Raw genomic sequence first — 24,252 nt, 5'->3', positions numbered from 1 at the left:
CACTACACGCCTGATCAGCGTTCTCTCCCGAACCCGCAAGTGTAGCAGGCATTTTCCCATCCCCCATCGATGAGAGCCAAAATGTTACTGGGACGATTCTCGGTTAGAGAGTTCTACCACTTCACTGACACCCGAAATCTCCCTTCTATACGTCAGCACGGGCTGCTATCGTGGGCGGAACTACAGCAGCGGGGTATCCAATCCGTAGCTCCGGGTGGAAACGATTGGAGCCACGATGCAGATCATCGCGTGGGGTTGGATGAGTACGTGCATCTCTGCCTGATGAAAGAGCACCCAATGGAGTACCGTGCGCGGGAGGACGGAAGGATCGAGTCGAGCGTGTTCCTGCGAATCGCGGCGGAAGTACTCCACACACCTGGCGTTCTCTTCACTGCGGATGTATCGAACAAGAGTGGTGTGGAAACCCTAAGCCTTTCGGAAGCGCTGGAACAACTTGATCTTGAAGCGGTGTATACCCGACTTGACTGGAGCGATCCTGTGGTCAAGGAGCGCCGTCTCGTCGCGAGGAAGTACGAGATCCTGGTACCGACGCTGGTGCCTTCGCAAATGATCAGCGGCTATGACTAATCGCCCCGTTTTTGTGCCGACCCGGCAAGCGTTTCCGCTCGTAGTTGAGCGCTCGGTGCCGTTTCGGTGGAATGCTGGATTCTCCATTTCCCAGAAGCGGAAGAACGTTGCCGCCTTGCATTCGGCTGCTCGCTCCGCTGGGATTGGACACTTACTGGAGGTTTCGACTAAGTCAGAGGAGGACATTGGCTGTGATCTGTCGGCTTTCAATTTACATGTTGGCGTTGGCCCAGGTTGGACTGCACCAATCGAAGTAGCATACCAGGGTAGTAAAGTATTCGAGGAGGGGGGTCCTTACGTGGACCTCTTCTCGGTGTCTCCGCGCGAGGCGAAGATGGATCTGCGATTGAAGCAATCTGGCGCATTGATCGGCTTTGAATTTGGTGGTCTTCATTTCCCGCTATCCCCACCCACTGCGTTCTACGACTGGCTGTTTCTACGCGCGTTTGTGCGCAAGAAGGACCTGCTGTCGCGAATAATGGAATACGATGGCTTCACAGACATCGAGTTCAATCCGGCCAAGTCGCTCAACTGCCAGGCACGGGCTTGTGCTGCTGCTGTAAGCTTAACCACCACGGGCGAATTGAATGTTTTTGCGAAGTCGTTTGCCCGCTTCGCCAGTAGGCTCGCTGGGCTAGACCAGACAGCTCCGGGTCAACTGCCTGCGCAACACTCTCTCGCCGTGTAACGAGCGCCGCCGAATAAGCGCTTGCAGGCGATTGCGGCCAGGCGCACTCCAACGGCTGGCGTAGGCCGCACGCGGTCGAGTTAGGTCGTTCGGCGGCGTGGAGCCGGCCCATCGTGCAGCCGCAGGCCGTCCCACCCGCGGCTGCCGAGCTTGTCCGGCTACATGGGCTTCTCCGCAGCATTCAGGCGGTGGGCTACCTCTCTTGCCCCGCGTCGGAATACAGTGAGGCACACCAGTTCGCCTGCCGGGTCGAGCACCTTCCACCATCGGGTCCCCTCGCGTTTCTCCACCCGGTACCCGGTGTTCTCTTCGTTGGTGGCGAGGGGCGTTTCCACAGCTTGTTCATCGGCCATCTGAACCTCCGATTCTCTTGACCCGCGCCGCCGTGCAGGGCTACGTTTGGAGAGAGCGGGCGGCCTTCGGGTCGTTCCGTATGTGAGGCTGGCCAGTTCTTCTTGGCGGAGGAGTGGTCAGCCTTGCTTTTTCGCCCTGCCGTCAACAATATATAGACAACAACGGCACCTGTCAACATCGTATGTACAAATGGACTTCAAGACCGCCACGGACGCCCTCGGCCTACCTGCCGCACAGGTCGCGGAGGCGTTCGGCCTCCAGCCTCAAACGATCCGTCAGATGAGGCTTTCTCCTGATGCCGCAAGCTACCGCGCCCCGCCCGCTGGCTGGCAGAAGGTGCTGGCTCGCCTTGCGCGGGAGCGCGGCAGTGAGTTGAAGGCACTGGCTGATCAGTTGGAGCGTAGCGGGTGAGGAAGGGGTCGTCGCTTGAACCCCGCAGCCGAACAAATTGTTGCAGGCGACGTGCGGCCGGGCATTGTTCCTGAGGTAAGGATCGTCAGGCCGCACGCGCCTGAACTTGGTCGTTAGGCCGCTGGTACATCCAATCACTCTTAGCCGATGAACCTGTTGTGGCATACTCGTTCTTAGAGTTGTCTGTCGATACATGGCATGCTGCCAAGCTCGTGGCGAACATGTTTCCGAATCACCTCTATCGTGGCCACGCGGGCGCTGGTTGGCGCCTGGAGTCTTCGTTGGAGCGATCTGCCGTGCGCTGGAACCATCCTTTCGATGCGCTGCGTCAAGCGGAGTCGATGATGATGCGAGAGTTTCAGCGCCAAGCTCATCACTACATGGCAGATCTTCCTGAAGTGGATTGCTATATTGATTGGCTAGCGATTATGCAGCACTATGGAACTCCAACGCGCCTGCTCGACTTTACCCTCTCGTACTATGTCGCGGCTTTTTTCGCGATGGAAGGTGCAGAATCGGACTCTGCGATCTGGGCGATAAACCAGGAGGTACTTCAGGCAGCAGTCGCCAACCAGTACAGCATCGAACAGCAGAGCGATTACCTGTCGAATAATGCCTTACGCCTTGATACTGCAGGAAAAACTTTTCGTGATCAGTGTCCTGCTCCTGGCGTAATTCACTTCGAACCGTTCAAGCAACACCAGCGCCTGATCGTTCAGCAGGGCCTGTTCGTACTCCCGGTTGCAGCGCACATCTCTTTTGAGGCGAACCTGCTCGCCGGCCTTGGTCTCCACAGCGGGACGCTTGACAATCCAACAACTTTTGCCTTCGATGGCAAAGCTCCTCTCCCTGTCGATGTGATCGGTACGCCAATCGTTAAGGTGGTGCTTGATGGTAGAATGCGCTCAGAAGCTTTGAAGGATCTGTCAAGAATGAACATCACCGCCGCAACGCTTTTCCCGGGTTTGGATGGGTTTTCCCGGTCACTGACGAGCGTCCTTCGTGTGTTTGATGCGCTCCGCGCCTCTATGCGTCCGTAACTGACTTTTCAGGTAAATCAGCGTAGCCGAAGGCATCACGGACCTCCGCGGCCTTCTATGAGGCCACCGCTGTCAAGTCTCCCGATCGCTGAGCAGTAGAAGACCAGGGGCAGTTTACAGCGTATCTGCCCCGCTCCGCCCGCTTTGCACCGCCACATTGCGAGGCGCTTCCCTCAGGCCCCGGGGCTCGGGTACCCCTCGGTCCACCTTCTATCCGTGTCGGCTCAGAGGCCGATCACCTCACGCGCGTAGTCGCCGTTGAGCGAGTCCCAGGGAAGCGCGGAGCGAGGTACCCCATCTAACAAACGGTCGGCCATCCGAGCCGACCCGGCAGCGGCCACGGGCCCTCGCACCCGCACGTGCGGTGTTCTGTCTCCTGCCGTGCAGCCCCTACTGCTCACGAAGCCCTGAGCGTGCCCACCTTCAGGATTGCGCCCGCCGGCGGCGTGCCGGTCTCCAGGTACTTCCAGAACTCGACGAGGAGCTTCCTCGCCAGCGCGACGATGCCGATCTTGCGCAGCCGTGTGCCGCCATGTCCGAATCGTCGCTCATACCATCTGCTGAGCTCGCTCTGCGGCTGATAGCGCAGCCAGCCCTACGCGATCTCGATGGCGATCGAGCGGATCCAGCGGTTTCCGCCTTGCAGATCCCCTGCTCGCGCGAGTCGTCACCGCTCTCGTACGGCGTGGGCGTGAGGCCCGCCAGTGCCCCGATCTTCCTTCGGTTGCGGAACTGCCTCCAGAAGTAGAACTCGAGCGCGAAGAGCCAGGCCGACTCGGGTCCGATGGCGCCGAGGCGCAGGAGCTTGCGCGCGCACTCCGTCCCCGGGTCGTCCGCGCTGCGCAGGAGCTTGCGGCGCTCGATGACCAGCTCCCGGATCACGTGCGTGATCATCTCCACCTGGTTCCATGCCCGCTCGATCCTGGCGCGCTGTGAGTTCGGCAGCGGCTCCCCGTTCCAGATGCAGAGCGAGCCGAGGCGCTGCGGCAGCTCCTTAAGGTCGAGGAGGTGGATGCCCTGGCCGAAGAGCAGCCCCCTGATCCGGCTCGTGAGCCGGGTCCGGTCCCGCTTCGCCGCCTTCAGCTCCCGATGCAGGTGCCGCCGGTCCTCCTCCTCCGGCGTGGGCACGCGGACCACGCTCCAGACCTTCCGATCGCCCGCATGGTAGCGCAGGAGCATGCCTACCAGCTTGCCGGCATCCAGCCGGTCCGTTTTCGCCCGCTTGCCGCGGCGGCTCACCTCGATGTTCGCCGAGCCGACGATGATGTTCTCGATGCCCATTGCCACGAGCGCCCGGTGGATCCCTGTCTAGCTGCGGTAGTCTTCGCCGGAGGAGCTACGCTGTTCTGTGTCCTCTACCTGTGGGCGGTCGGCAGGCAATTTATCCGTTTCGCCGCTTCCCTTCGGGACAACCTTATTGGTAATGGTTGATCTGGATGCCACCTCAGGGATGTAGTGACGTTGTCCTCCCGTCCTTCGCTCCCGAACCTGCCGTCGCAGCGATACCGAGCCACGGATAGCTCGCGGAGGGCTGGCTTCGCGGATCGGGATCGGTGGATAAAGGCGTGATACGGGGGATTCCAGCCGCGGGGCGTCTCTCCGGAAGGTTTGCGTACACGTACGTTGTCGACGACCGGGATTGGAATTCGGTGCCACCATGCATAGTCGGGTCTTCCTGACGCCGCGTCATCGCCGAAGTCCTACCAGGGGCGCGAAAGTACCTTACGGGACACCATTGACTATCGGAACCACCCCGCCACATATTGACCAGATCAGAATGGGTGCTGGTGGCCCGCCGTGCCCCGTTGACGCCGCGAAGTCCACCCCTCCCCCGCAAAGAAAGGAGCTCGCACGAATTCAGCTCGTCAGAACATCCGCAGCGTTCATTCTTCCGTCCTTCCAGAGGAAACGATCACCATGGCGATTTGCACGGAAGTCGGACATCCCGGCAACAACGTTCCCCTGCCTGACCTGGTCACCACCTCCAACTCCCTAACCTGCTTTGTGTCGGGCTACACCCAATCCTACAACACGCTCACCGTCGCCATCTGGGCGACCGGGGGAACCGCCGCACTTGCGACCATCAACGGGGGGTGGCAGTAGTGGGGCGGCGACGGCGATGAGCACCGCCTCGTTCCAGCTCCAGAGCGGCACCACCTATTACGCGGTGGTTTCCACCACCCAGTCCCAAGGGCAGCCCCAGGTGCTGACCGCGTACGATACGCTGTCTTACGGCACCACGACGTACGCCGGCGGATACACGCTCTGCGTCGAGGACACACCGTCGGGCGGGGATTGTGACTTCAACGACGCAGTGATCAATATCAACTGGACGCTGTACCCGGGATAAGGTCGAGCCCGCCTCTCACCTTCGCAGCCCCGGCCCCGCGCGCGCCGGGGCTGTGCATTTCCGGGCGGCACGAACGCCAGTTGGTGAGGCACCAAGAACGCGTGGTCCAGCCTCCCGTGTGGAAGGTGGGGGTCGCGGTGGTCCACTCCGCATGACAGTTTCCTAACGATGAGCTGCGTCCTCGCGACTGATCAAATATTTGCAAGTGGGTTGCGTTTTCGAAGCTCAGATACTGGGATGCTTGTCGTAGGCGCCTCAACTTGGCCTTGGGATCGTCGCGGAAACCGGCATCATCATCCGCGCCACCTGTACGAAGTCGTCGGCCGCGGCTCCGTCACCTTCGTCGGACGGCCGCGGCGTGCGCTTCGACAATGCCGACGAGTGCATGGAGGGCGTCCCCCTCACCCTCAGCTACCTGCGCGTGGGCATCGTCGGCGCCGGCTACACCTTCAACCTCCGCGAGCGCGAGCTGGAGACCCTCCTCGAAGCCCGCACCGCCAACACCGCCACCGAGGTACTGCGGGGGGACGGGGCGGCGGGGTAGCGCGTAGGCGATGGCTGCTGATGCGCCGGTGGTGCCTTTGCTCTGGCTCGAACTGCCCAAGATGCAGGGAGAGTTGTCATGCACGCGCGCCGGCGCGCATCTAGGAGCTCGTTCCACTCGCCCTGGCCGCGCTCACGCTTGCGACCAGATTCCGTATCAACCTATTCTTCAACGGCACGGGCGCTTCCAAGAGACCGGATCGCAGAACCGTGTTTGTCAGCGATCTGCCGTGTCCGCGTCCACATCCCATCCTGCTCCGCAGCAACGCACGGTATTCCGCCGGTGTTGCCAGTAGCCTTTCAACCTAGGAGGCCCCGATGCCACTTTCGCATGTGCTTGGCAACGTTCTCGTCAGCGACGACGAGCTTATCGAGCGCGCGGGGCGCGACGACCCCGAAACCGCTGCGTTCAGGGCGGAAATCGACCGGCTCCAGGAAGGCGAGAGGGGAGATCACCAAGTACGAATTGCGCTTTCGTCGGGAGTGGTGCACGCATCCGAGGTTACGCCCTTCGCCCCCGTCGGCGTCGGGCTGCCGGCGACGATCCTCCTCAGGCACGTCTACACCGGGCGTCTCGGCAAGAACGACATGCTGCTTACCTCCGCCGTTCGCGATCCGTTTACGACCTTCAACGAAGCGCCCAGGGCAATCAACCTGATGCCCAAGCGTGTACGCCGTAAGTCGCACATCACCGGTCCGGCGGCGACGGAAAACGGTACGGAACTCGTGTACTACATACCGGCACTCACCGCACAGTCGCTGACGCTCACTTTCGACATGGCCTTCGACGACTTTCCAGACGAGCTGGTGAGCCGGATCGCGGGCGCCATTTCTTCTGCCGGCAGCATTCCGGTCTTCGGCCCTTACAGCGGGATCATTCTCGCCGCAGGTGCCGCAATCAAACTGCTTTCGAAGCTGGTGAATTCTCTGGTCGATGCGCGTCCAGAGTTCAGTGTGACGGAGCGGCTCGATTTCAACGTTCCTGGGTCACCGGTTCCTCAAAGCGGCTTCAAGATCGTCCATGGCAGGTCTCTCGATCCCGCAGGGTTCGAGTTTGACGTCCAGAAGGGACTCATTCACAAGGACACGAAGCGGCCCTACGATGGCGACGAGCCGTACATCGCCTACCTGTTGGATGGGGGGAAGAATGACAGTTTCAAAGAATTCACGCCTACCGCTGCCAGCGCCGCGATGTTGTCGCGCTTCCTTAGCCAGAAGGAGGGGTCCGAGGTGGCGATCGATGCCATCACCGATGCGTTCAAGTTGTACAATGATCTTCGCTATCGGCAGGAGGCGGATCGGCTCCAGAAGCAGATCGATAAGCTTCCCGCAGACTCCGAGGAGCGCAAGACGCTCGAGGCCCGCCGCAAGGCTGCACTAGACAACATCTTGCAGGATCTGTTGAGGCCGTAGCTCTTCGGCCGCGCTCAACTTTGTGCATCGCGGCGACCGACATGTTCGTCGAACGGCGCGGCGTGCGCTTGACAACGCCGACGCGTGCATGGAGGGTGTCCCCCTCACCCCTCAGCTACCTGCGCGTTGGCATCGTGGGCGCCGGCTACACCTTCAACCTCCGCCAGCGCGAGATGGAGACGCTCCTCGAAGCCCGCACCGCCAACACCGCCACCGAGGTACTGCGGGGGGACGGGGCAGCGGGGTAGCGGGTTGGCTCACACAGAGACACATAGAGGAGCGCTCTGCGTCGGTGCGTGGGTCCCGTGCGGAGCACTCCTGCGCATCAGCTGTCAGGCGAACGGAGGTGACGAGATGGGCAAGTACGGCGACACGGCGGTGCAGGCCGCGAAGCTGCTGCGTTCTGGTCACCGCTCTGGGGAAGACGCGTGGCGGCAGGTTGCGGAGGCGGTATTCGCCGGCGCCCCACCAGCCATGAAGAAGACTTGCCCGCGCGAGGCATTCCTTGGGCTCTGTCAGGAGGGCATGCTGGCCGGCGTTCCCGCGAGTTGCTGCAGACCTGTGGATCGGGGTCTGAATAGATCGTACGCCGTTGCCGCAGCTCAGTTGTTGGTGGCAGAGCCGGATCTGGCTCACGGCAACAAAGCGGCACTCTGGCGGTGTGTGATGAGCAAATGTTGCGCTGACCCGAACAAGAGGCACAATTCGCAGTTGGACGTGGTGCTCGCATTGTGGGCGGAGGGATGGATAGACGCCTCGGCGGCTACGCAGACCGCTTCGCTCGCGTAAGTGAAACGATCGCGAACTGGTCACCCACCAATGCAGCCTAACAATCGGCTGCAGGGGATGCGGGGCCTTGCATGCTTTCAGGCGCGATGACTTGCGCGCCGGCCCCGCACCCCTGACCCTTGTGTCGTTAGTGGCGTAGGGCTGAGTGAGCAGGATTAGAGCGGTTCCACACAACGCACAGACTGTTACGCACCGTGGCTCCTCTGATCGTTCAACTCGTTGCGTGGGCAGCATTCTGGCTCGCCGGGCTGGCGGGGCTGCTCCCCTCCGCCAGCACGCCCGCCGCCGCACTCCGCTTCGCGCTCGCAGTCATGTTCTGCTTCACGGCGCTGTCGCATTTCCTACCGCGGACGCGGCCCGATCTGATTCGCATGGTCCCGCCGGTGCTCCCCGCACCCGGTCTCCTGGTCTCACTTACCGGCGTGCTCGAACTGGCGGGTGCGATCGGGCTCCTCCTCCCTCCCCTGACGCGTCTGGCCGCGCTGGCGCTGGCGGCGCTCCTGGTCGCGTTGTTCCCCGCGAACATTCACGCCGCGCGTGCAGGCTTGCCGGTCGCCGGCCGGCCTGCGATGCCCCTCCGGTTCCGGCTCCCACTGCAGGTCTTCTGGATCGCCTGTCTGCTCTGGGTGGCGGCGATGCTGCCGCCTGCGGGGGTTCTCCACGTGAGCGCCACCTGACGGAGGCGTCGCGGATGAATGCCGTGGACACCCTTGGGGGACGGCGACTGCCTACGGCTCCACGTCAAAGCGGAGTTCACGCACGACGCGAAGGGTCGCCGCCTGCGCGTCAACGAGCCGGCAGGCGGCCCCGCCCCGCGGTTCTGGCTTGGCCAAGCGCCTGACGGAACGGTTGTGCGCCGTTTTCGGCACGATCTGCCAGAGACGCTCCGCCAGGAGCGGAATCCCGCTCTTTACCATCCCCGCGGGCATGTTGATCGGGTGCACTCACCGCTCCGCACCGGCATGTCGACGTTGCGCGGCCGTATCGCCCGCAACAGGCAGAGATTCGGATTGCGCTACCTCCTGCCGGCTAACCACAACGTGCAGGTGACGCCACGGGAGGGTGGACATGAGGTCAACTACAGAGTTCCTGTTGGCGCCTCCAGCCTTCGCAATCCTCGCAGTGCTCACGCACCGGGTGCTGGGCCGGCGTGGGGTCGTCGCTCTCGCGGTTGCCTGGACCGCTGCACTCTCCGCCCACATCTTCGCCTCGGTACCGGGGCCAGAGGTCGCGCTCCATTCCTTTGAACGCACGCCGCTCCCAGCGCTCATCGCGACTATCAGCGGCACTCTCGCGGCTACGACCCTGCTGCCTCGCAGCACAGCGAGCCGGCCCTGGCCCGCTTCCCTGGCTGCAATGACGGGCGTTTATCTGCTCGCAGCCACAGCCGTAGCTGCCGTGGTACTCCTCTGGGAGATGAGCTAGAGCGCGGCAGCGGGCCCTGCGGAGGGATCGGGGTACGAGCCCCTCACAGCATGCACGCGGCGAACTTCGTCTGTCCTGCGGTCGATGTGTACATTGGCGGGGGAAGCAACAGGGACGTGCGGGGCTGCTCTTTTTTTAATTCGGGGTGTTGCCAGGTCGGGTGGGGCGTGCACGGTCCGGATCGTCCGTGCGTCAGGCGGAGATAGCCGGCGCCCCGCAGATCCCTGCGGGGCACCGGCGGGCGCAGGGGCGGATCTCCCTCTTCAGACCTCGGTCTTGCGATGCACGAGCATGCGCAGCAGCCCGCGGATCGCGGCGTGGAGCAGCGCGTAGGCAATGAGCGCGATGATGATGGGCACCGCGAGCGTGAAGCCGCCCTCCGCGCTGGGGCTCGAGACGATCCCCCGGAACGGAGCGTAGAACGGATCGGTCACGGAATCGATCATCTGGACGAACCCGTTGCTCGACCGAGCCGCCAGGAGCGCCAGCACCAGCCGGATGCCCAGCAGGCCGTAGAGGAGCATGAACAGGTAGTCCACCACCTGCGAGACGCGCGCGAAGGTGCGGCCGCGCTCGATTTCGCGGCCCGTGCCAGCCACCTCCGAGATCGCGTGGCTGCGCATGTCGCCCGCCACGCGATCCAGCTTCCCGGCCTCCCCTGCGCTGCCGCGCTCGGCCCGGTGGGCGATGTCGGCGTTCACGTCGCGCTCGACGGTACCCACCACCGCCTCGTGCTGCGCGATCCGGCGTGCTTCGTCGTCGGCGACTGTCTTGTCTTGCATGAGGACTCCCTGTGGGTTGTCCGGCCTGTCCGGCGCGCCGAATGGCGAGCCGGTACCCTGGATAGTAACGGCAGGCGGTCCTCAGGCACAGGCGCGGCGGGAAGGCAACTCGTTGCGTATCACGCTCGTGCGCAGCCGAACACCCGAATGGGCCGGCGTACGGCCAGCTTCCCGGGCGATGCCAGTTCGGTCTAGCGGCACGGGGCTCGTCGTTCGGCGTTCGGTCGCCACATCCCACTTGAGAGAAACGTAGAGATGATCTGGCTCGGCGAGTCACGCGGGTATCTAACCGATCACGTCACCGGTCCAGGTTACCGGCCGGTCCATGGATCTCGGTGAGCATCCGTGGCTCGCGGGGCCGGTAGGGGACGTACGCGGGATCGGGCTCGAGTTCTTTGCCGAGCTCGCGCGCCGTGAGGGGCTCGATCTTCGTCAGGGCGCGGATTCCGTCGAGCGGGGGCTCATCTCCGACTTCTCGGCGCTCGCCGGCCCCGACTTCGATCCCGGGCAGGTCGATCCGTCCGTCGTCGACTTCTACACGCACACATCCGCCTACGAGCTCGACACATGGGCGGAGTGGCGCGGCGCCTATCGTCCCTTCGGCCGCCTGCTCGTACAGCGGCCCCTTGCACCTGAGCTTTGAAGTTCGGCGGCTGAAAGCCGCACGTGGTGAATGATCGCCGCAGGCCTGCGCAAACGCCTCCTGGCAGACAGCCCTATGAGAACTCCGGCAGCGACGGACCCGTCAGGCAAATCCTCGAATCGCTTTGGCCGCGGCCTTGGCGTGGTCCTGGTGCTGATCGGCATCGCGATACTGGCGAGTGCGTTTGCAGGCGCAGGACGCTCCCTCAATACCGGCCTCCTCGGCGGCGCGGTGGTGATGAGCGGGCTCATGACGGCGACGGACCCAAGGCGCAACCTGCCTCGCCGCCTTGCCTTCGCCGCCGCCGGCGTGCTGCTGATGGGCCTGTACATGCTCAATCGCTAGAGCCGAGGCATGGACGTGGATTCGATCGCTGAGATCGCCATCGACAAGGATGGGCGTCTCTGTGTCAGGCCGGCGACCGTGGTCCTGCGGTACATCTGGCGAGAGGCGATGCAGGTCCACTGGGACGATCAGAAGGGTTTTCTCTACTCTCCCAAGCCTCGGGAATGGAGCTACGCAGACTGGTACCGGCAGATCCTGACCGCGGCTCGTGAGCAGAGCTACGACCTGCGCCTCACGGGCGGCACGGTCTGGAGCGACGTCCCGGAGGCCGTACGGGAGGAGATTCTCGCGGTTGACACCTCCGCGCGCGCATCCCGGTGAGCCAGGCGGACTGGGACGACCGGGGCCCCCCACACGTTCCGCAGAACCGGAGCACGTCCGAATCCAAGCTCCGGCGCGGCAAGAACCACTGCCCGGTGTGCTTGGCACCCCTGGCGAAGAATGCGCAGCGAACGCGATTGGTTCGAAGTTGCTCCCGATGCCAGGCACACGCCTCCCGTGAGAAGTCATGCCCCGTCTGTGGGGCAGCGGCCATCTGGGAGAACAAGCAATCCGCCGCCTGCCAGGCCTGTGATGCGCACGGCAGCAAGCGAGATGTGATCTCGGCGGCCTCACCATCGGCAGACCGTCCTTGCTCTCGCGCGACGAAAGTCTTGCGTGGCGGCCCCGCACGCCCAACCCTTGTGCCGCTCGGCGCCCAGTCATCAACCGCGTCGGGCGCCGCCTGCTCCTCCCCCGATGGCTCGGCTCGACCTCCTCCTTTCCCTCACCCCGTACCCTCATGACCCGAATCGCATCCTGGCGTCCGTTGCTGCTCGCGGCCGGCGTCCTCATGATCGCGGGCGCCCTGACGCACCCGCGCGATCCATCGATGCAGCAGATGCTGATGAACCCGATCTGGGTTCCCTCGCACTCCCTGATGCTCGCGGGCTACGTGTCGTTGCTGGCGAGTCTCTTCCTGCTGCATCGCTCGGGTGGCGGGCCGGCGGGGCGCTGGATGCGGATCGCCATCGCGGGCACGGCGCTGCAGACGGTGGAGGCGTTCTTCCACCTCATCTCCGTGGTGGACGCCGAGCGCCTGCAGGCGGGGCACTCCACTCCCGTCTTCACGGCGCACGCGCTGCTCGGCGGCGTGGGGTACCCCGTCTTCGCTCTGGTGGGGATGGCGCTGGTCATCGCAGGCGCCCGCACCCGTACGCTGGGCAGGTGGTGGATCGCGCCGTTGGGCATCCTGGGCGCGCTGCTTCCCGGCCTCGCGGGGGTCCTCGTGATCTGGATGGGTATGGGTGGTGTGGGGGTCCTGTTCGCGGGCATCGCCCTCTTTGGGCTGTGGGAGATCGGGGCCGCGCTGCTGCCCGTGCGCGTCGCGGCGGAGTCCCCGGCGGCGCCGCGGAACGCAGCCGCGCTGGCCAGCGCCTGACCCCTCGCACGCTGGCACGAGTGCGTGAACGAGGTGATCGCCGCCGAACGCGCTTCACAATGGCACGAGACACGTAGCCCGGGAGAAGACGCGCCGCCGAGCCACCCCCTGCTGCGGTGACGGTGCAGGGTGTAGATTCCCGTCTTCCGGCTCGCGCTAGCACCACGACACATTGGTTAGTTTTCTAATAAATGAGCGACTCGACCGCGGGCCCGGCTGCACGATTCCCAGATGATCCGCATGCGCGCGACCGCACTGCCGCGCTGCGGCTGCTGGTGGTCATGAGCCGGGCGCTGCGCGCGGTCACCGAGCCGGCGCGGCACCAGGCGAAGCAGTGGGACCTCTCGTCCACGGAGCTCGGGGTGCTGGAGGCGCTGTACCACAAGGGGCCGCTCCCCCTGAGCGCGTTGGCCGAGCGCATCCTCCTGACGGGCGCCAGCACCACGTACACGGTGAAGCGCCTGGAGAAACGCGGTCTCATGCGCCGCCGGACGTCCACCGAAGACCAGCGGTTCGTATTCGGCGAGCTGACGGACGCCGGGCGCGCGCTCATCACCGAGATCTTTCCCATTCACGCGGAGCAGATCCGGCGCACCATGGCGGGGCTCTCGCTCGAGGAAAAGCGCCAGGCGGCCGACCTGCTCAAGCGGCTCGGACGCGCCGCGGCCGCCGCCCCGCTCGCCACCGAGGCCGGCGGCGAGCATCAGGACCGCTAGGCATGCATTCGGGGCACGCCGAAGGGCCGCACAAGGTACTTCCATTTCTAAGTATACGTGCTTAGAATTCGAATCATTTCGCACGCCGGCCTTATAGCCCTGCCGAATCACCGTCGACACGCACTGAACGCGATCTCACGACATTCATGACGCCATGACCCCGCACCTGGACCTCGGCCTCGGCACCACCGCCGGCATACGATGCCGGTGAGCCTCGGCTGGGCGCACACCATAGCGGCGGTCGGCGCGCTCGTGGCGGGCGCGGCCGTGCTCCTGACCCGCAAGGGCACGCGGCGCCACCGGCAACTGGGGTGGGCCTACGTCCTAAGCATGCTCCTGCTCAATGGCACGGCGCTCCTCATCTACCGCCTGTTCGGGCGCTTCGGGCCCTTCCACGTGGGCGCTGTCTTAAGCTTCGTGACCGTTGTGGCAGGCACCCTTGCGGCGCTCGGAGCACGCCGGGCGCGAGCGCGCCGCGACCCTGTGGAGCGTGCACGTGCTCTCAGGCGCCATTACCAGTGGATGACGTGGTCGTACGTCGGGCTCGCCGCGGCGGCCGTGTCGGAGACCGCCACCCGGGTTCCCGCGCTCCGGCCACGTCCGGATCAGGTGCTGGCGTTCGGCGTCACGGTAACCGTGGCTACGCTCCTGGTCCTCGCGGTCGGCGCGCGACTGATCCGGCGTCACCGATCGGAGCTCCTTGCGCCCTACCGGACGGCGGCAGAGCGAGCCAAGCGCGGCAGCGTCTGACGTAGCATTGCAGCTGACGCTCGAACTCGGCGCCAGCGGTGATGAAGGCCGTAGTTGCTCGTTCACAGCCACCGCTGTACTCTTGCCGAATGCGCGCTCCGGATCATGAGCAGCCCTCGCTGGACGCTCCCATCACACTCCGCGCCTGGAGGCAAATGAAGCTACTCGTTCAGCTGCTCGCCGCGCTTGCGGTGCTATACCTCGCAGGAGGGTGGCTGGTGGCGAATCTTGCCTCTGGCACGGGCGGCTGGCTGGACGTTGGCTACTATGTTCTCGTGGCGGTCATTGGCGTGTTGACACTGCTTGCTCTGGTTCGGAAGCTCATCTGACACCAACGCTTAGCAGCACACACCTAACCGCAAACCAAACGTCATGCCTCGCTACGTCGCTCTTCTTCGCGGGGTCAGCCCCTCCAACTGCAAGATGCCGCAGTTGAAGGAGTGCTTCCAGGCGGCGGGATTCGACGAGGTGCGCACGCTTCTGTCCAGCGGCAACGTCGTCTTCAGCACGAGTGACTCGGCCTGGCCCACGCTTGAGCGGAAGGCCGAGGAGGCAATGCTCGCGTCGTTGGGCCATGTCTTTCCCACGATCGTCCGTTCGTCGGAGTATCTCCAGAGTCTCGTTGCGAGTGATCCCTTCGCGGAGTTCACCCTGCCGCCCACCGCCAAACGCGTGGTCACGTTCCTGAGGCGCCCTGGGAACACGGATCTGGAGCTGCCAGTGGAGCGCGATGGAGCAAGAATCCTCAAGCTCGCGGCTACCGAAGCGTTCACGGCGTACGAGCCGGGTCCTCAAGGCGCCGTCTTCATGACGCTGCTGGAGCGCACCTTTGGAAAAGACATCACCACCCGGACACTCGAGACAGTGAGGAAGTGCGCTGTGGCGTAGTCGGGCTCACTAACCAATGGAGAACCTCGATGGCGAAGCCGGCAAAAAACACGATCTGCCTCTGGTACAATGGCGACGCGGAGGAGGCGGCGCGGTTCTATGCGGAGACCTTTCCCGATTCGTCGGTCGACGCGGTGCACCGCGCCCCGGGAGACTTCCCGTCTGGCAAAGAAGGTGACGTGTTGACGGTGCAGTTCACCGTCATGGGCATTCCCTGCCTGGGGCTCAATGGCGGCCCCGCGTTCAAGCACGATGAAGCCTTCTCGTTCCAGGTCGCGACGGAGGACCAGGCCGAGACGGATCGCTACTGGAACGCCATCGTCGGCAATGGCGGCCAGGAGAGCGCCTGCGGGTGGTGCAAGGACAAGTGGGGTCTGTCCTGGCAGATCACGCCCATCGCCCTGACGCAGGCGATCAGCAGCCCCGATCGCGCCGTTGCCAAGCGGGCGTTCGAAGCAATGATGCAGATGCACAAGATCGACGTCGCGGCCATCGAGGCGGCGGTTCGCGGCTGATCCCTGAGAAGAACAAAAAGCCTCACACAGAGCCACAGAGGAGACGGCAAGAACAACGAAGAAGGTACTCTCTGTGCTCTTGCTTTGTCCTCCGTGTCTCTGTGTGAGGCTTTCCCCACCCATTCCACCCACCCGCGGAGATCCAGTGAAGCTCGACGTTTACCTGAACTACGCCGGCACCTGCGAGGAGGCGTTCCGCTTCTATGAGCAGCACCTGGGAGGCAGGATCACGGGCATGCGCCGCCACGGCGACATGCCGAACAGCAGGATGCCGGAAGGCTGGAAGGACGCGATCCTCCATGCACGCATCGAGATCGGAAACTCGGTGCTCATGGGAGCGGACATCCCGGGCGCCGAGCCCATGCGGAGCGCGTATCTGGCGCTGACGCTGGATAGTGCCGAGGAGGCAGAACGCGTTTACGGACTGCTCTCCGAGGGCGGCCAGATCTTCATGAAGATGGAGGAGACCTTTTTCGCCTCCCGCTTCGCCCAGCTGCGCGACCGGTTCGGCACTTCCTGGATGTTGCTGCACGAGCGCGGTGGAGAAGGCACGCGATGAACACCCTGTTGTGGGTGCTGCAGGTCCTCGCCGCGCTCCTGTATGGGGCGTCGGGCATCATGAAGGTCTTCATGCTCGCGGAGATACGAGAGGGGGTGCCGTCCTTTGATGCGTTGCCGCCGGAAGCGTGGATGGTCCTCGGCATCATCGAGCTCGTCTGCGTGGCCGGGCTGATCGTCCCCGCCGCGCTGCGCAGGCGGCCGGGGCTCACGGCGGTGGCGGCGGCGGTCCTGGCGGTCGAGAGCCTCGTCTTCATCGGCGTGCACGCCACGTACGGCGAGGCCGGGTCCATCGTCATGAGCGGCGTGCTGGGCCTCCTCATGGCGTTCATCGCGTACGGCCGGATGGTGCTGAAACCGATCGTCTGACCGTTCCTGACAGGCCGACGTCCTCGAACTCGCACGCAGCCGGTGATCTCTTCGTTCGTCACGCGCATCAGTGCCGCGGTCCTGCTTGCCGGCGGGCTGGCGCTGCTCTTCGCTTCCGACGTGTTGCTGCCGCTGCTGGTGCCCGGGTTTCCGGCGGCGGGCGCCTGGCTCGGGCAGCTGCTGGGCGCCGCGTGGCTCGGGGTGGCTGCGCTCAACTGGCTGCATCGCGGCGCGCTGCTCGGCGGCATCTACGGCCGGCCCGTGGTGCTCGCCAACCTGGTGCTGTACTTCGTCGGCGCGCTGTCGCTGCTGCGGGCGCTCGGCGAGCCCGGCGTGCCCCGCGCGCTGTGGGGACTCGCCGTGCCTGCCTCGCTGCTGGCGGTGGTATACGGCGTGCTGCTTCTGCGCGGTCCGCTGGATCGCCTGGATGCCGGGCAGGCGCGTGGCGCGTCCAGCACTTCGAGATAGGTCTTCGTGCATCAACAGCTCGCCCACGTCGCGCTGGTGGTCCGTGACTACGACGAAGCCATCGACTTCTACACGAAGAAGCTCGGCTTCACGCTGGTAGAGGACACGTACCAGCCGGAGCAGGACAAGCGGTGGGTGGTCGTGGCGCCTCCTGGTCCGCCTGGAACCTCGCTGCTGCTCGCCCGGGCTTCCACGCCGCAGCAGGCGCGCTTCATCGGCGATCAGGCGGGCGGGCGGGTGTTCCTGTTCCTGAGCACGGACGACTTCTGGCGGGACTACAACCGCATGCTCGCCGCGGGAGTCCAATTCGTTCGCGATCCGAGCGTCCAGCCGTACGGCACCGTGGCCGTGTTCGAGGACCTGTATGGCAACCGGTGGGACCTGGTTCAGTTTGCCACTGGGAAGGGGTAGGTTCGGCGGCTCACCGTTGACTCCCACCGGTTCAGCCCCGCTCAACGTCCGTGACCTTTTCGCAGCCGACTGATGGAGCCCATCACCATCTTACGCGATCCTGCCGCGCTGGAGGGCACGGCCTACATCGAGCTGCTGCCGGGCGGGTAGCGTGACTCCTGCTGGAACGTGGGCTCGGTGTTCCCTACCGAGGAAGTATTTGGATACGAAGCTCCATCGTCGTCACGCTCAAGCGGACGGAGGGCTGGTTCGACGGGTACTCGGAGGGGCCGGGCTACGAGGTGCGCGACCTCGAAGTGGTCGCCTGTGACGAGGTCGCCTTCGCGTATTACCTTTCGCATGTGAGCGAGACGCTTGCGGCCGGGGGCGAGGTAGCGACGTGGGTTTGCGAAGGTGGGCGGGGAGTGGCGGATCGTACACGAGCACGATTCCGTCCCGTTCGACACGGAGAGCGGGCAGGGCGCTCCTGAACGTCGGCGTAGAGGGCGAGCACGTCGGGTGTCTCGATGGGCTCGGCCAGGGTGCGGCACCAGGCCAGGAGATCCGCCAGGTTTGCGTCGTCCGCCGGGGCGAAGCGCTCGTCGGTGGCGGCGCGGTGGCGCAGGCGTCCCAGCGCGGCGCCGGAAAGCCCCGCGAGCGGCGCGGCGCGCGTGACGAAGTACAGGCCCGCGAGGAAGTACCCGCTCTCGGGATGGAAGCGGCGAAAGGAGGCGGGGTCGAAGAGGAAGCGCGTTCCATCCTGCTCGTGCTCCGCCACGCGGTCGAAGTGGCCGGCGGGGAAGTGCCTCGTGACGTGCCGCGCCGGATCGTACGCGGCGCGATGCCCGGACAGCCATGCCAGGTCCGCCTGCCGCCGCGTGAAGCCGTGCGCCACGTCGTTCGGATTGCGCTTCGCCTCCACCACCGCGAGCACCTCGACGGGCACGTCGCCGGAGCCGCGCACGACCACCTGGTCCAGCTCCGTGCGCGCGGTGCCCAGCGTTACGCCCGTGAGCACCGTGAGCGGCCCATCCCCCAGCTCGGGGAGGAGATGTTCGCGAACGGCCCGGAGCGCTGCCGCCTCGAATCCGCCACCCGCGCGCCCGGAGCGTCGTCCCTGTGCGCGCATCATCTCGTGCAGCCGCCCCTCCTCCGCGCCGACTCCGCTCTCCTCGCGCAGGCGCTCCAGCTCCGCATCCAGCCGCATGAGCAGCGTGCGCTCGGGGCTCGCCGCGATCCGCTCGTCGCGTTCGGCCTCCAGCGCGGCGCGGGGCGCGCGAAAGGCATTCAGCTTCTCCCGCAGCGGGGGGCGGCGGTCCTCGTCCGCATCCTCCAGCGCGGCCGTCAGCCCCGCGACCGCCTTGCCAACGCCGCTCAGCTCCTCCTCCACCTGGCGCAGCCGCTCACCGTGAGGCGGGTCCGCGTCCGCCCTGGCTGCGCGCCGCCGCTCGCGCTCCAGCGCACGCAGGCGCGGGGATGCGCGGCGCAGGTCACGGATCCGCTCGCGCTGCGCAAAGACCGGATCGAGACGCCAGCCGGGAAGCTGCCGGCCGAGCCATTCGCGGAACTCATCGAGACCCACGCGCCGCAGGTCCGTCGTGCGCTCGCGCAGCATCGCGGCGAGCACGTCCGCTCCGCGCGCCGCGGTCCCGTCAGACGAGTCGTAAAGCAGGTTTCTGCTCGCGGTTGAGGTGCAGGGTCGTTGTGCCGATCCCTTGTAGACGCTATCTTTAAAGGCCGGGGTAACACCCGCGCACGAGGCCGGCGCGTTCGGCCTGCACACAGCTCGCGGCGCGCGTCACCGCTTGACGCATGCCGCGGGCTTTTTCGTGCATTGGATTTTCTTCAGCGAAAAGGCTACAATTGGCTAAGGAAGAAGGAATCGAGGTGGAAGGGCTGGTGAGCGAGGTGCTCCCGGACCGCAAGTACCGCGTGAAGCTCGAGAACGGGCACGTCGTGCTCTGCTATGCGGCCGGCAAGATGGGGAAGTTCAAAATCCGCGTGCTTGAAGGGGACCGCGTCACCCTCAGCATGTCGCCGTACGACCTGTCGCGAGGCCGGATCACGTTCCGGCACAAGTAAGCGGCTCCCGGACAGGCCCCGGGAACGCTCCGGGGGCGCCCCGGCTGTCCGCTGTCCCGTTCCGTGCAAGGTAAGATGAGCAGCTGGTTTTCGATGGGGGCCGGCGCCGTGCCGCGCCCCGAAGGCGCGCCGGAGACCAACGGCCGGCGTCCCAACGCCGACCTGCGGATCGACCGCGCCGCCTACCCGGGATGGAGCACCGGCGCGGAGAGCGTCCCCAAGGTGGGCGACGAGGTGTGCTGCTCCGCCGGCCTGGGCGAGATCGCGGCGGTGCTGGGAAAGACGGGCGACGGAAGCCGCCTCCTGCACATCCGCCTGGACAACCCGGACGCGCCGCCGTTCTACGCCGCCGCCTCCAACGTCCTGATCTCCCCGGACCCGCCGCGCCCCAAGCCCGTCATCCCCGTCGCGCCCGCCGCCAAGGCCGAGGACGAGGAGGACGAGGAGGAGTGGCTGGGGTAGCAGGCCGCCGCCCCCGCTCGTCACCTCGCTGCCCCCTCCCCCAAAACAACCTGGGGGAGGGGGCGGTTTGCATTTGCGCGGTACTTCGATGACGGCTATACGCACGGATCCCGTAGGGGCGGCCCCGCGTGGCCGCCCGTGCCCGACGCCGTACCGAACCCCGGCACCCCGGAACAGATGTACGCGTGCGCCCCTCCCCCAGGTTGTTTTGGGGGAGGGGCAGCGAGGAACGAGCGGGGAGGGCGCCCGCGCCGCTACGCGCCTTCCCCCGCCGTCTCCAGATCGCACCACCGCACCAACTCCCGCAGCGGGGGACGCCCGTCGTGGTGCCAGGTCTGCGGCGGCCAGGCCATCTTCCCCAGCGTTGTAACCCGCGCGACACCGACCGGCGCCAGCGCCGCCGCCAGCCTGCGCGCCGCCTCCGCGGATGCGGCGACGCCCACGGTCTGCAAATAGGGCCCGAAGCGCTCTACCAGCGCCGGCACGTCATCCAGGGAGGCGACGGGCTTCACGCGGACCACGCGGTTGAGGCACGATGCGGTGAAGGCGGAGTCCGGCTCGTGGATCACCGTCCACGCCGTGCCCTCGCGCGATGCGTGGAGATCGGTACCGCCGCCGCCCGCCTCCGCGAACTCCGCCACCGCGCGAAGCTGGCGGATGGACGACGACTCGCGGGGCGCCAGGGTGCCGCGCGGAAGCTCGCGCTCCACTGCCTCCATTTCCCGCGCCAGCAGCGCGGCCCACCCGCGCGGCGAGACCTCGCCCCCCTCCTCCACGTAGAAGAGGTGCGGCGACACGCACCCCTGCTGGTCGAAGGTGGAAGCGTCCAGAGCGGCGCCGCGCGCGGCATCGGCGGCGGCATCGCGGGTGAGCGCGTCGCGGCCGACCACGCCGAAGGAGATCTTGGGGCCGTATCCCAGGAAGCGCGTCCCGGCCGGGGTGCGCTCGCGCACGGCGGACACCGCGTCGGCGCCGCCGTACACGACCACGGCGTCCGCGGCTTCCAGCGCGGTGCGCTCCATCTCGTCGTCGCCGCCGGGCCAGTAGGTGACGGCCAGGCAGGCTCCCAGCCCCGCATCCACCTCCGCCACGCCGCGCGCGAAGAGAGTGGCCAGGAGGGGCTCGCCGACCGCCGTCTTCCCCAGCGCCGCGGACTTGAGGAGGAGGCAGCGCACCAGCGCCGTCACCGCCACGCCGGGGACGTTGCCGCTGAACACGTTCGCCACCAGGCGCGGCCCGACCGCCATCCGCTCCCCGCCGCCGCGCTGCGCGGGGAAGAAGCCGTCCAGCACGCGCGGGTCGCCGAACTCGGAGCGCAGGAGCTCGCGGATGGGAGCCGCGCGCCAGTCCGCCGCCATGCGGTCCAGGACCAGGCGGATCATGGCGGGCGAGTAGTTGGTCATCGCGGGGAGGGCGCGCTCGGCGGTGCGCCGCAGCGGGTCCGCGGGGTCCAGCAGGCGCGCGGCGACCCGGTCCACCACCTCCACGATCCCGGCCACGGGCCTCCGCGCCAGGTGCTCCTCGCGCGCGGCCGCCAGCGCCCGCACCTGCTCGCGCAGCAGCGCCGCCGTCAGCCGCGGAATGCGGACCTCGAAGGCATCCGCCCCCTTGCCGTACGACCATGTGGTGGTCGGCGGGTGCGAGATGCCGGGGAGGTGGAATGCGTCGATCACGGAATGCGGGGAATGGGGAATGGGGAATGGGGAATGGGGAATGGGGAATGGGGAATGGGGAATGGGGAATGGGGAATGGGGAACAGCGGTAGGGGCGCGATTTATCGCGCCCGTGGCCGACGCCGCACCGCCACTCACGCACGTCACCGATGCCTGGTAGGGCAGACCTGCGTGTCTGCCCTACCGCATGCCCCGCCTCGACCCCGCGCCACCCACCCAGACCTCGTAGGGGCGGCCCCGCGTGGCCGCCCGTGCCCGACGTCGCGCCGCAGCCCGCCTTACACGAACCGCCCCACCAGCGACGCGATCCACAGCACCACCCCCACCGCCACCAGCCCGCGGATCAGCCGCGCCGGCGGGCGCGTGGCGCCGGGCCACGCGGAGAAGGCGAGGAGGCCAGCCACCATCGCAAAGATCACGTCCACCGCGGCGTACAGCGGGTGGCCGGCCTGGAGCTGCTTCACGGCGAGATACAGGAGGAAGACGGCGATGGCGCCGCGCACGATCACCCCAAGCATGCCCATCCTCCGCGCGAGGAAAGTTCGGTCACAGGAAGTCCCAGAACGAAGGATTGGCCTCCACGATCAGCTCCCAGCGGCCGTCCGGCCCCAGGCCGCGCGCCACGTCCACGCGCAGAATGTCGTAGAAGAGCCCCACACCGGTGCCCACTGAAAAACGCGGGCTCCCCGTCGTCGCCGCGCCCCAATCCTGGAGCGGCTCGCGGCCGGCGGAGCCCACTCCCGTCCACCCGGCGTTGGCGAAGGCGCGCCCGCGCAGCCACGGCCCCGCCACGTCCGCCGAGGCCATCACCCGCGCCAGCGCGAAGCGGTCGCCGCCGAAAGCGCGAAAGGGGAAGCCGGGGACGGTGCCGCGCCCGCCCACAAGGAAAAGCGCCTGCCGCGGCAGCTCACCGAGCGCAATCCCGGCGGAGGTGCCCGCCTCCAGCTCCGCGCGCGCCGGGGTCCAGCGGCGCACCCATCCCAGCTCCAGGCGGGGCCGCACGAAGGGGCGCGTGCCGTTCACGGTGAAGGTGGGGTCGAGCTCGTCCGGCTCGTCGCCCCAGAACACGCCTCCGTCCAACCCCGCCGACGCGGACCACCCGCGTGCCACACCGCTCGGCGCCGCGCGCGCAAAGAACAGGGAGCCGCCCAGCATCATCCCCTCGTCGACCGGCCGCACCTCGCGGAAGTCGCCGGTGCCGCCGAGCGTGAAGGTGGAGGTCAGGCGCGCGGCGGTGTGGGCCTCGGCGCGCAGCCGCAGCGTACCCGTCCACGCGCCGCCCACGCGGCGCTCGCCCCACCCCTCCAGCCCGCCGGCGTAAAAGGGGTCGGTGTAGTCGAGCCCCGCCACCAGCGAGGTCAGCGTGTTCATGGCGCCCGAGATCACGGGGCCCACGCCCACGTCGCGCGGCTCGTACACGTAGGCGCGGGCGCCCATGCGGTAGCCGGGGTGCGTGACCGTCGCCGCCCCCTCCAGCGTGGGGTGCATCGGCCCGAACGCCCACCCGCCGCGCGCCTCCAGCGTCAGCGGCTCGCTGGGGTGAATGCGCGTGCCGAAGCCGACCACCGCGCCCTCCGCGCGGTTGTAGCGCAGGACGGACGAGGCCGCCGGCACGTTCAGCCGCACCGCTGGGAGGCCGCTCAGCATCCGCCCGCGGATCAGCTCCGCCGCCTGCCGCCGCACGTCGCCCAGCTCGGTGGTGGGGCCGATTCCCTCCTCGTGCAGCTCCGCGTCGATCGGCTGCTCGAAGCCGAAGCTGCGGCGCTGCGCGTCGGGCACCGACACCAGCTTTGGGCCCGCGAAGAGGGCGGGGGAGAGCCCCTGGTTGAAGCGGTAGTTGGAGATGCGCATCGTCCCGCGGATCATGCCCCCCACGGGAAAGCCCAGCTCCGGGATCTGGCGGCGCAGCTCCACCTGCTGCCGGTGCGGGAGCCAGAAGCGCCCCTTGTACAGCGCGTTCTCCAGCGATGCGTTGATGTAGTCCAGCTGCCGGTCCACGTACGCGGCTGCGGTGAAGGTGAACGACATGCGCACGATGTCGCCCCCGCGCCGGTCCACGAACACCGAGCCGATCATCGCCGGGCGGCTGGTGTCTTTGGGCCGCACCTGCACCTCGTACACGCGCACCGGCTCCGGCGACCCGGGCACGCGGATGGAAAGCGAGTCCTCCAGCCGGTAGTCGTACGTCCCCGGCCCCGCCACCGCGGCCGGGTGAAGCACGTCGCGCACCTCGTCGCCGTCGCCGTAGCGGATCAGGTCGCCGAAGTTGTCCTGCACCACGGTCAGATGGTCTTCGTGGTAGCGGATGTTGGTGGGGAGGTTCTTCGCGTCCCGCAGCCCAATGATCCGCTGCTTCGCCATGTTGGGCGCCTTCCACAGGACGTCCAGCGCCACCTGGTCCGTCTTCACCAGCGAGCGCTCGTTGGTGCCGGGGCGGTCCAGGTAGAAGTAGATGAAGCCCCGCGCGTCCGCCTGGTAGTCCAGCAGCCCCGTGTCCGCCAGCGCCTGCGAGCGGCGGTCGCGCGCGCGGGCGATCAGCTCCAGCGCGCGCGCCCCGTTCCACCCCTCGGCCGGGGCCTGGGCGCGCGCC

33 protein-coding genes are annotated in these 24,252 nt (G+C 66.6%); 25 read left to right on the top strand and 8 right to left on the bottom strand.

Going from position 1 to position 24,252, the window contains the following annotated elements:
- The first annotated feature begins 69 nt into the window (after positions 1 to 69).
- Together VF584_16010 and VF584_16005 are read left to right on the top strand one after the other, a co-directional pair.
- Positions 70 to 588, top strand: a complete 519-nt coding sequence (locus VF584_16010; GenBank protein ID HEX8211679.1) for a DarT ssDNA thymidine ADP-ribosyltransferase family protein — start codon at positions 70 to 72, stop codon at positions 586 to 588.
- Positions 589 to 886: 298 nt separating this feature from the next.
- Positions 887 to 1,276 carry a hypothetical protein gene (locus VF584_16005; protein HEX8211678.1) on the top strand — a complete coding sequence of 130 codons (390 nt, stop codon included), beginning with the start codon at positions 887 to 889 and terminating at the stop codon, positions 1,274 to 1,276.
- Between the two features lie 158 nt (positions 1,277 to 1,434).
- Here the strand turns inward: VF584_16005 and VF584_16000 are convergent, their stop codons facing one another.
- Positions 1,435 to 1,629, bottom strand: coding sequence for a hypothetical protein (locus VF584_16000; GenBank protein HEX8211677.1), 195 nt, complete (start codon positions 1,627 to 1,629; stop codon positions 1,435 to 1,437).
- A gap of 190 nt (positions 1,630 to 1,819) precedes the next feature.
- On the opposite strand from VF584_16000, the gene VF584_15995 reads away from it, so the two are divergent.
- Positions 1,820 to 2,041, top strand: a complete 222-nt coding sequence (locus VF584_15995; GenBank protein ID HEX8211676.1) for a hypothetical protein — start codon at positions 1,820 to 1,822, stop codon at positions 2,039 to 2,041.
- 221 nt (positions 2,042 to 2,262) lie between these two features.
- Positions 2,263 to 3,081: an FRG domain-containing protein gene (locus VF584_15990; GenBank protein ID HEX8211675.1), complete on the top strand. Its 819-nt coding sequence runs from the start codon at positions 2,263 to 2,265 to the stop codon at positions 3,079 to 3,081.
- A gap of 423 nt (positions 3,082 to 3,504) precedes the next feature.
- Here the strand turns inward: VF584_15990 and VF584_15985 are convergent, their stop codons facing one another.
- Complete coding sequence (locus VF584_15985; protein HEX8211674.1) at positions 3,505 to 4,362, bottom strand: transposase; 858 nt, start codon at positions 4,360 to 4,362, stop codon at positions 3,505 to 3,507.
- An 838-nt stretch (positions 4,363 to 5,200) separates the two neighbouring features.
- On the opposite strand from VF584_15985, the gene VF584_15980 reads away from it, so the two are divergent.
- The 6 genes from VF584_15980 to VF584_15955 all read left to right on the top strand — a co-directional run bounded on the left by VF584_15980 (position 5,201) and on the right by VF584_15955 (position 8,853).
- Positions 5,201 to 5,431: a DUF4114 domain-containing protein gene (locus VF584_15980; protein ID HEX8211673.1), complete on the top strand. Its 231-nt coding sequence runs from the start codon at positions 5,201 to 5,203 to the stop codon at positions 5,429 to 5,431.
- Positions 5,432 to 5,789: 358 nt separating this feature from the next.
- Positions 5,790 to 5,975, top strand: a complete 186-nt coding sequence (locus VF584_15975; GenBank protein ID HEX8211672.1) for a hypothetical protein — start codon at positions 5,790 to 5,792, stop codon at positions 5,973 to 5,975.
- 317 nt (positions 5,976 to 6,292) lie between these two features.
- Positions 6,293 to 7,387: a hypothetical protein gene (locus VF584_15970; GenBank protein HEX8211671.1), complete on the top strand. Its 1,095-nt coding sequence runs from the start codon at positions 6,293 to 6,295 to the stop codon at positions 7,385 to 7,387.
- Positions 7,388 to 7,482: 95 nt separating this feature from the next.
- A complete protein-coding gene (locus tag VF584_15965; GenBank protein HEX8211670.1) occupies positions 7,483 to 7,635 on the top strand; it encodes a hypothetical protein in 153 nt (50 codons plus the stop codon).
- Between the two features lie 106 nt (positions 7,636 to 7,741).
- The gene (locus VF584_15960; GenBank protein ID HEX8211669.1) at positions 7,742 to 8,176 is read left to right on the top strand and encodes a hypothetical protein; all 435 of its coding nucleotides are present in this window, start codon (positions 7,742 to 7,744) and stop codon (positions 8,174 to 8,176) included.
- Positions 8,177 to 8,370: 194 nt separating this feature from the next.
- The gene (locus VF584_15955) at positions 8,371 to 8,853 is read left to right on the top strand and encodes a DoxX family membrane protein (GenBank protein ID HEX8211668.1); all 483 of its coding nucleotides are present in this window, start codon (positions 8,371 to 8,373) and stop codon (positions 8,851 to 8,853) included.
- A gap of 51 nt (positions 8,854 to 8,904) precedes the next feature.
- Here the strand turns inward: VF584_15955 and VF584_15950 are convergent, their stop codons facing one another.
- Together VF584_15950 and VF584_15945 are read right to left on the bottom strand one after the other, a co-directional pair.
- Entirely contained in the window at positions 8,905 to 9,120 is a 216-nt protein-coding gene (locus VF584_15950) for a hypothetical protein (protein HEX8211667.1), read from the bottom strand.
- Positions 9,121 to 9,864: 744 nt separating this feature from the next.
- Positions 9,865 to 10,383: a YggT family protein gene (locus tag VF584_15945; GenBank protein ID HEX8211666.1), complete on the bottom strand. Its 519-nt coding sequence runs from the start codon at positions 10,381 to 10,383 to the stop codon at positions 9,865 to 9,867.
- 325 nt (positions 10,384 to 10,708) lie between these two features.
- Between VF584_15945 and VF584_15940 the strand changes: the two genes are divergently transcribed.
- From VF584_15940 to VF584_15880, 13 genes are all read left to right on the top strand, one after another.
- The gene (locus tag VF584_15940) at positions 10,709 to 11,026 is read left to right on the top strand and encodes a hypothetical protein (GenBank protein ID HEX8211665.1); all 318 of its coding nucleotides are present in this window, start codon (positions 10,709 to 10,711) and stop codon (positions 11,024 to 11,026) included.
- Between the two features lie 30 nt (positions 11,027 to 11,056).
- Positions 11,057 to 11,371, top strand: a complete 315-nt coding sequence (locus VF584_15935) for a hypothetical protein (GenBank protein HEX8211664.1) — start codon at positions 11,057 to 11,059, stop codon at positions 11,369 to 11,371.
- Between the two features lie 9 nt (positions 11,372 to 11,380).
- Entirely contained in the window at positions 11,381 to 11,692 is a 312-nt protein-coding gene (locus VF584_15930; GenBank protein HEX8211663.1) for a hypothetical protein, read from the top strand.
- A gap of 460 nt (positions 11,693 to 12,152) precedes the next feature.
- A complete protein-coding gene (locus VF584_15925) occupies positions 12,153 to 12,791 on the top strand; it encodes a hypothetical protein (GenBank protein HEX8211662.1) in 639 nt (212 codons plus the stop codon).
- A gap of 191 nt (positions 12,792 to 12,982) precedes the next feature.
- Complete coding sequence (locus tag VF584_15920) at positions 12,983 to 13,507, top strand: MarR family transcriptional regulator (protein HEX8211661.1); 525 nt, start codon at positions 12,983 to 12,985, stop codon at positions 13,505 to 13,507.
- Positions 13,508 to 13,708: 201 nt separating this feature from the next.
- Positions 13,709 to 14,257: a DUF2306 domain-containing protein gene (locus tag VF584_15915; GenBank protein ID HEX8211660.1), complete on the top strand. Its 549-nt coding sequence runs from the start codon at positions 13,709 to 13,711 to the stop codon at positions 14,255 to 14,257.
- 155 nt (positions 14,258 to 14,412) lie between these two features.
- Entirely contained in the window at positions 14,413 to 14,586 is a 174-nt protein-coding gene (locus tag VF584_15910; GenBank protein ID HEX8211659.1) for a hypothetical protein, read from the top strand.
- Between the two features lie 43 nt (positions 14,587 to 14,629).
- On the top strand, positions 14,630 to 15,145 hold the full coding sequence (locus VF584_15905; GenBank protein HEX8211658.1) for a DUF1697 domain-containing protein: 516 nt from the start codon (positions 14,630 to 14,632) through the stop codon (positions 15,143 to 15,145).
- 29 nt (positions 15,146 to 15,174) lie between these two features.
- Complete coding sequence (locus VF584_15900) at positions 15,175 to 15,660, top strand: VOC family protein (protein ID HEX8211657.1); 486 nt, start codon at positions 15,175 to 15,177, stop codon at positions 15,658 to 15,660.
- Positions 15,661 to 15,805: 145 nt separating this feature from the next.
- The gene (locus VF584_15895; GenBank protein HEX8211656.1) at positions 15,806 to 16,219 is read left to right on the top strand and encodes a VOC family protein; all 414 of its coding nucleotides are present in this window, start codon (positions 15,806 to 15,808) and stop codon (positions 16,217 to 16,219) included.
- Positions 16,216 to 16,587, top strand: a complete 372-nt coding sequence (locus tag VF584_15890; GenBank protein HEX8211655.1) for a DoxX family protein — start codon at positions 16,216 to 16,218, stop codon at positions 16,585 to 16,587. Before VF584_15895 ends, VF584_15890 begins: the two co-directional genes overlap by 4 nt.
- 42 nt (positions 16,588 to 16,629) lie before the next feature.
- Positions 16,630 to 17,055 (top strand): hypothetical protein, encoded by a 426-nt coding sequence (locus tag VF584_15885; GenBank protein HEX8211654.1) that lies wholly within the window; start codon positions 16,630 to 16,632, stop codon positions 17,053 to 17,055.
- 6 nt (positions 17,056 to 17,061) lie between these two features.
- Positions 17,062 to 17,466, top strand: a complete 405-nt coding sequence (locus VF584_15880; GenBank protein ID HEX8211653.1) for a VOC family protein — start codon at positions 17,062 to 17,064, stop codon at positions 17,464 to 17,466.
- A 328-nt stretch (positions 17,467 to 17,794) separates the two neighbouring features.
- On the opposite strand, the gene VF584_15875 is transcribed toward VF584_15880, so the two are convergent.
- Positions 17,795 to 19,072 (bottom strand): hypothetical protein, encoded by a 1,278-nt coding sequence (locus VF584_15875; protein ID HEX8211652.1) that lies wholly within the window; start codon positions 19,070 to 19,072, stop codon positions 17,795 to 17,797.
- A 236-nt stretch (positions 19,073 to 19,308) separates the two neighbouring features.
- Between VF584_15875 and infA the strand changes: the two genes are divergently transcribed.
- A complete protein-coding gene (infA, locus tag VF584_15870) occupies positions 19,309 to 19,527 on the top strand; it encodes a translation initiation factor IF-1 (GenBank protein ID HEX8211651.1) in 219 nt (72 codons plus the stop codon).
- A 75-nt stretch (positions 19,528 to 19,602) separates the two neighbouring features.
- Positions 19,603 to 19,989 carry a hypothetical protein gene (locus VF584_15865; GenBank protein ID HEX8211650.1) on the top strand — a complete coding sequence of 129 codons (387 nt, stop codon included), beginning with the start codon at positions 19,603 to 19,605 and terminating at the stop codon, positions 19,987 to 19,989.
- 254 nt (positions 19,990 to 20,243) lie between these two features.
- Here the strand turns inward: VF584_15865 and VF584_15860 are convergent, their stop codons facing one another.
- From VF584_15860 to VF584_15850, 3 genes are all read right to left on the bottom strand, one after another.
- Positions 20,244 to 21,662, bottom strand: coding sequence for an acyl-CoA reductase (locus tag VF584_15860; GenBank protein ID HEX8211649.1), 1,419 nt, complete (start codon positions 21,660 to 21,662; stop codon positions 20,244 to 20,246).
- A gap of 278 nt (positions 21,663 to 21,940) precedes the next feature.
- Positions 21,941 to 22,180: a hypothetical protein gene (locus VF584_15855; protein HEX8211648.1), complete on the bottom strand. Its 240-nt coding sequence runs from the start codon at positions 22,178 to 22,180 to the stop codon at positions 21,941 to 21,943.
- Between the two features lie 28 nt (positions 22,181 to 22,208).
- On the bottom strand, positions 22,209 to 24,252 hold a 2,044-nt coding region (locus tag VF584_15850; GenBank protein ID HEX8211647.1), incomplete at its 5' end, for a hypothetical protein.

Origin of the sequence: Longimicrobium sp., assembly GCA_036389135.1 — a bacterium.
In the GTDB taxonomy this organism is placed as follows: Bacteria; Gemmatimonadota; Gemmatimonadetes; order Longimicrobiales; family Longimicrobiaceae; genus Longimicrobium.
Note: the sequence above shows the minus strand (reverse complement) of the source record. Positions and strands in the feature narration are given on the sequence as shown.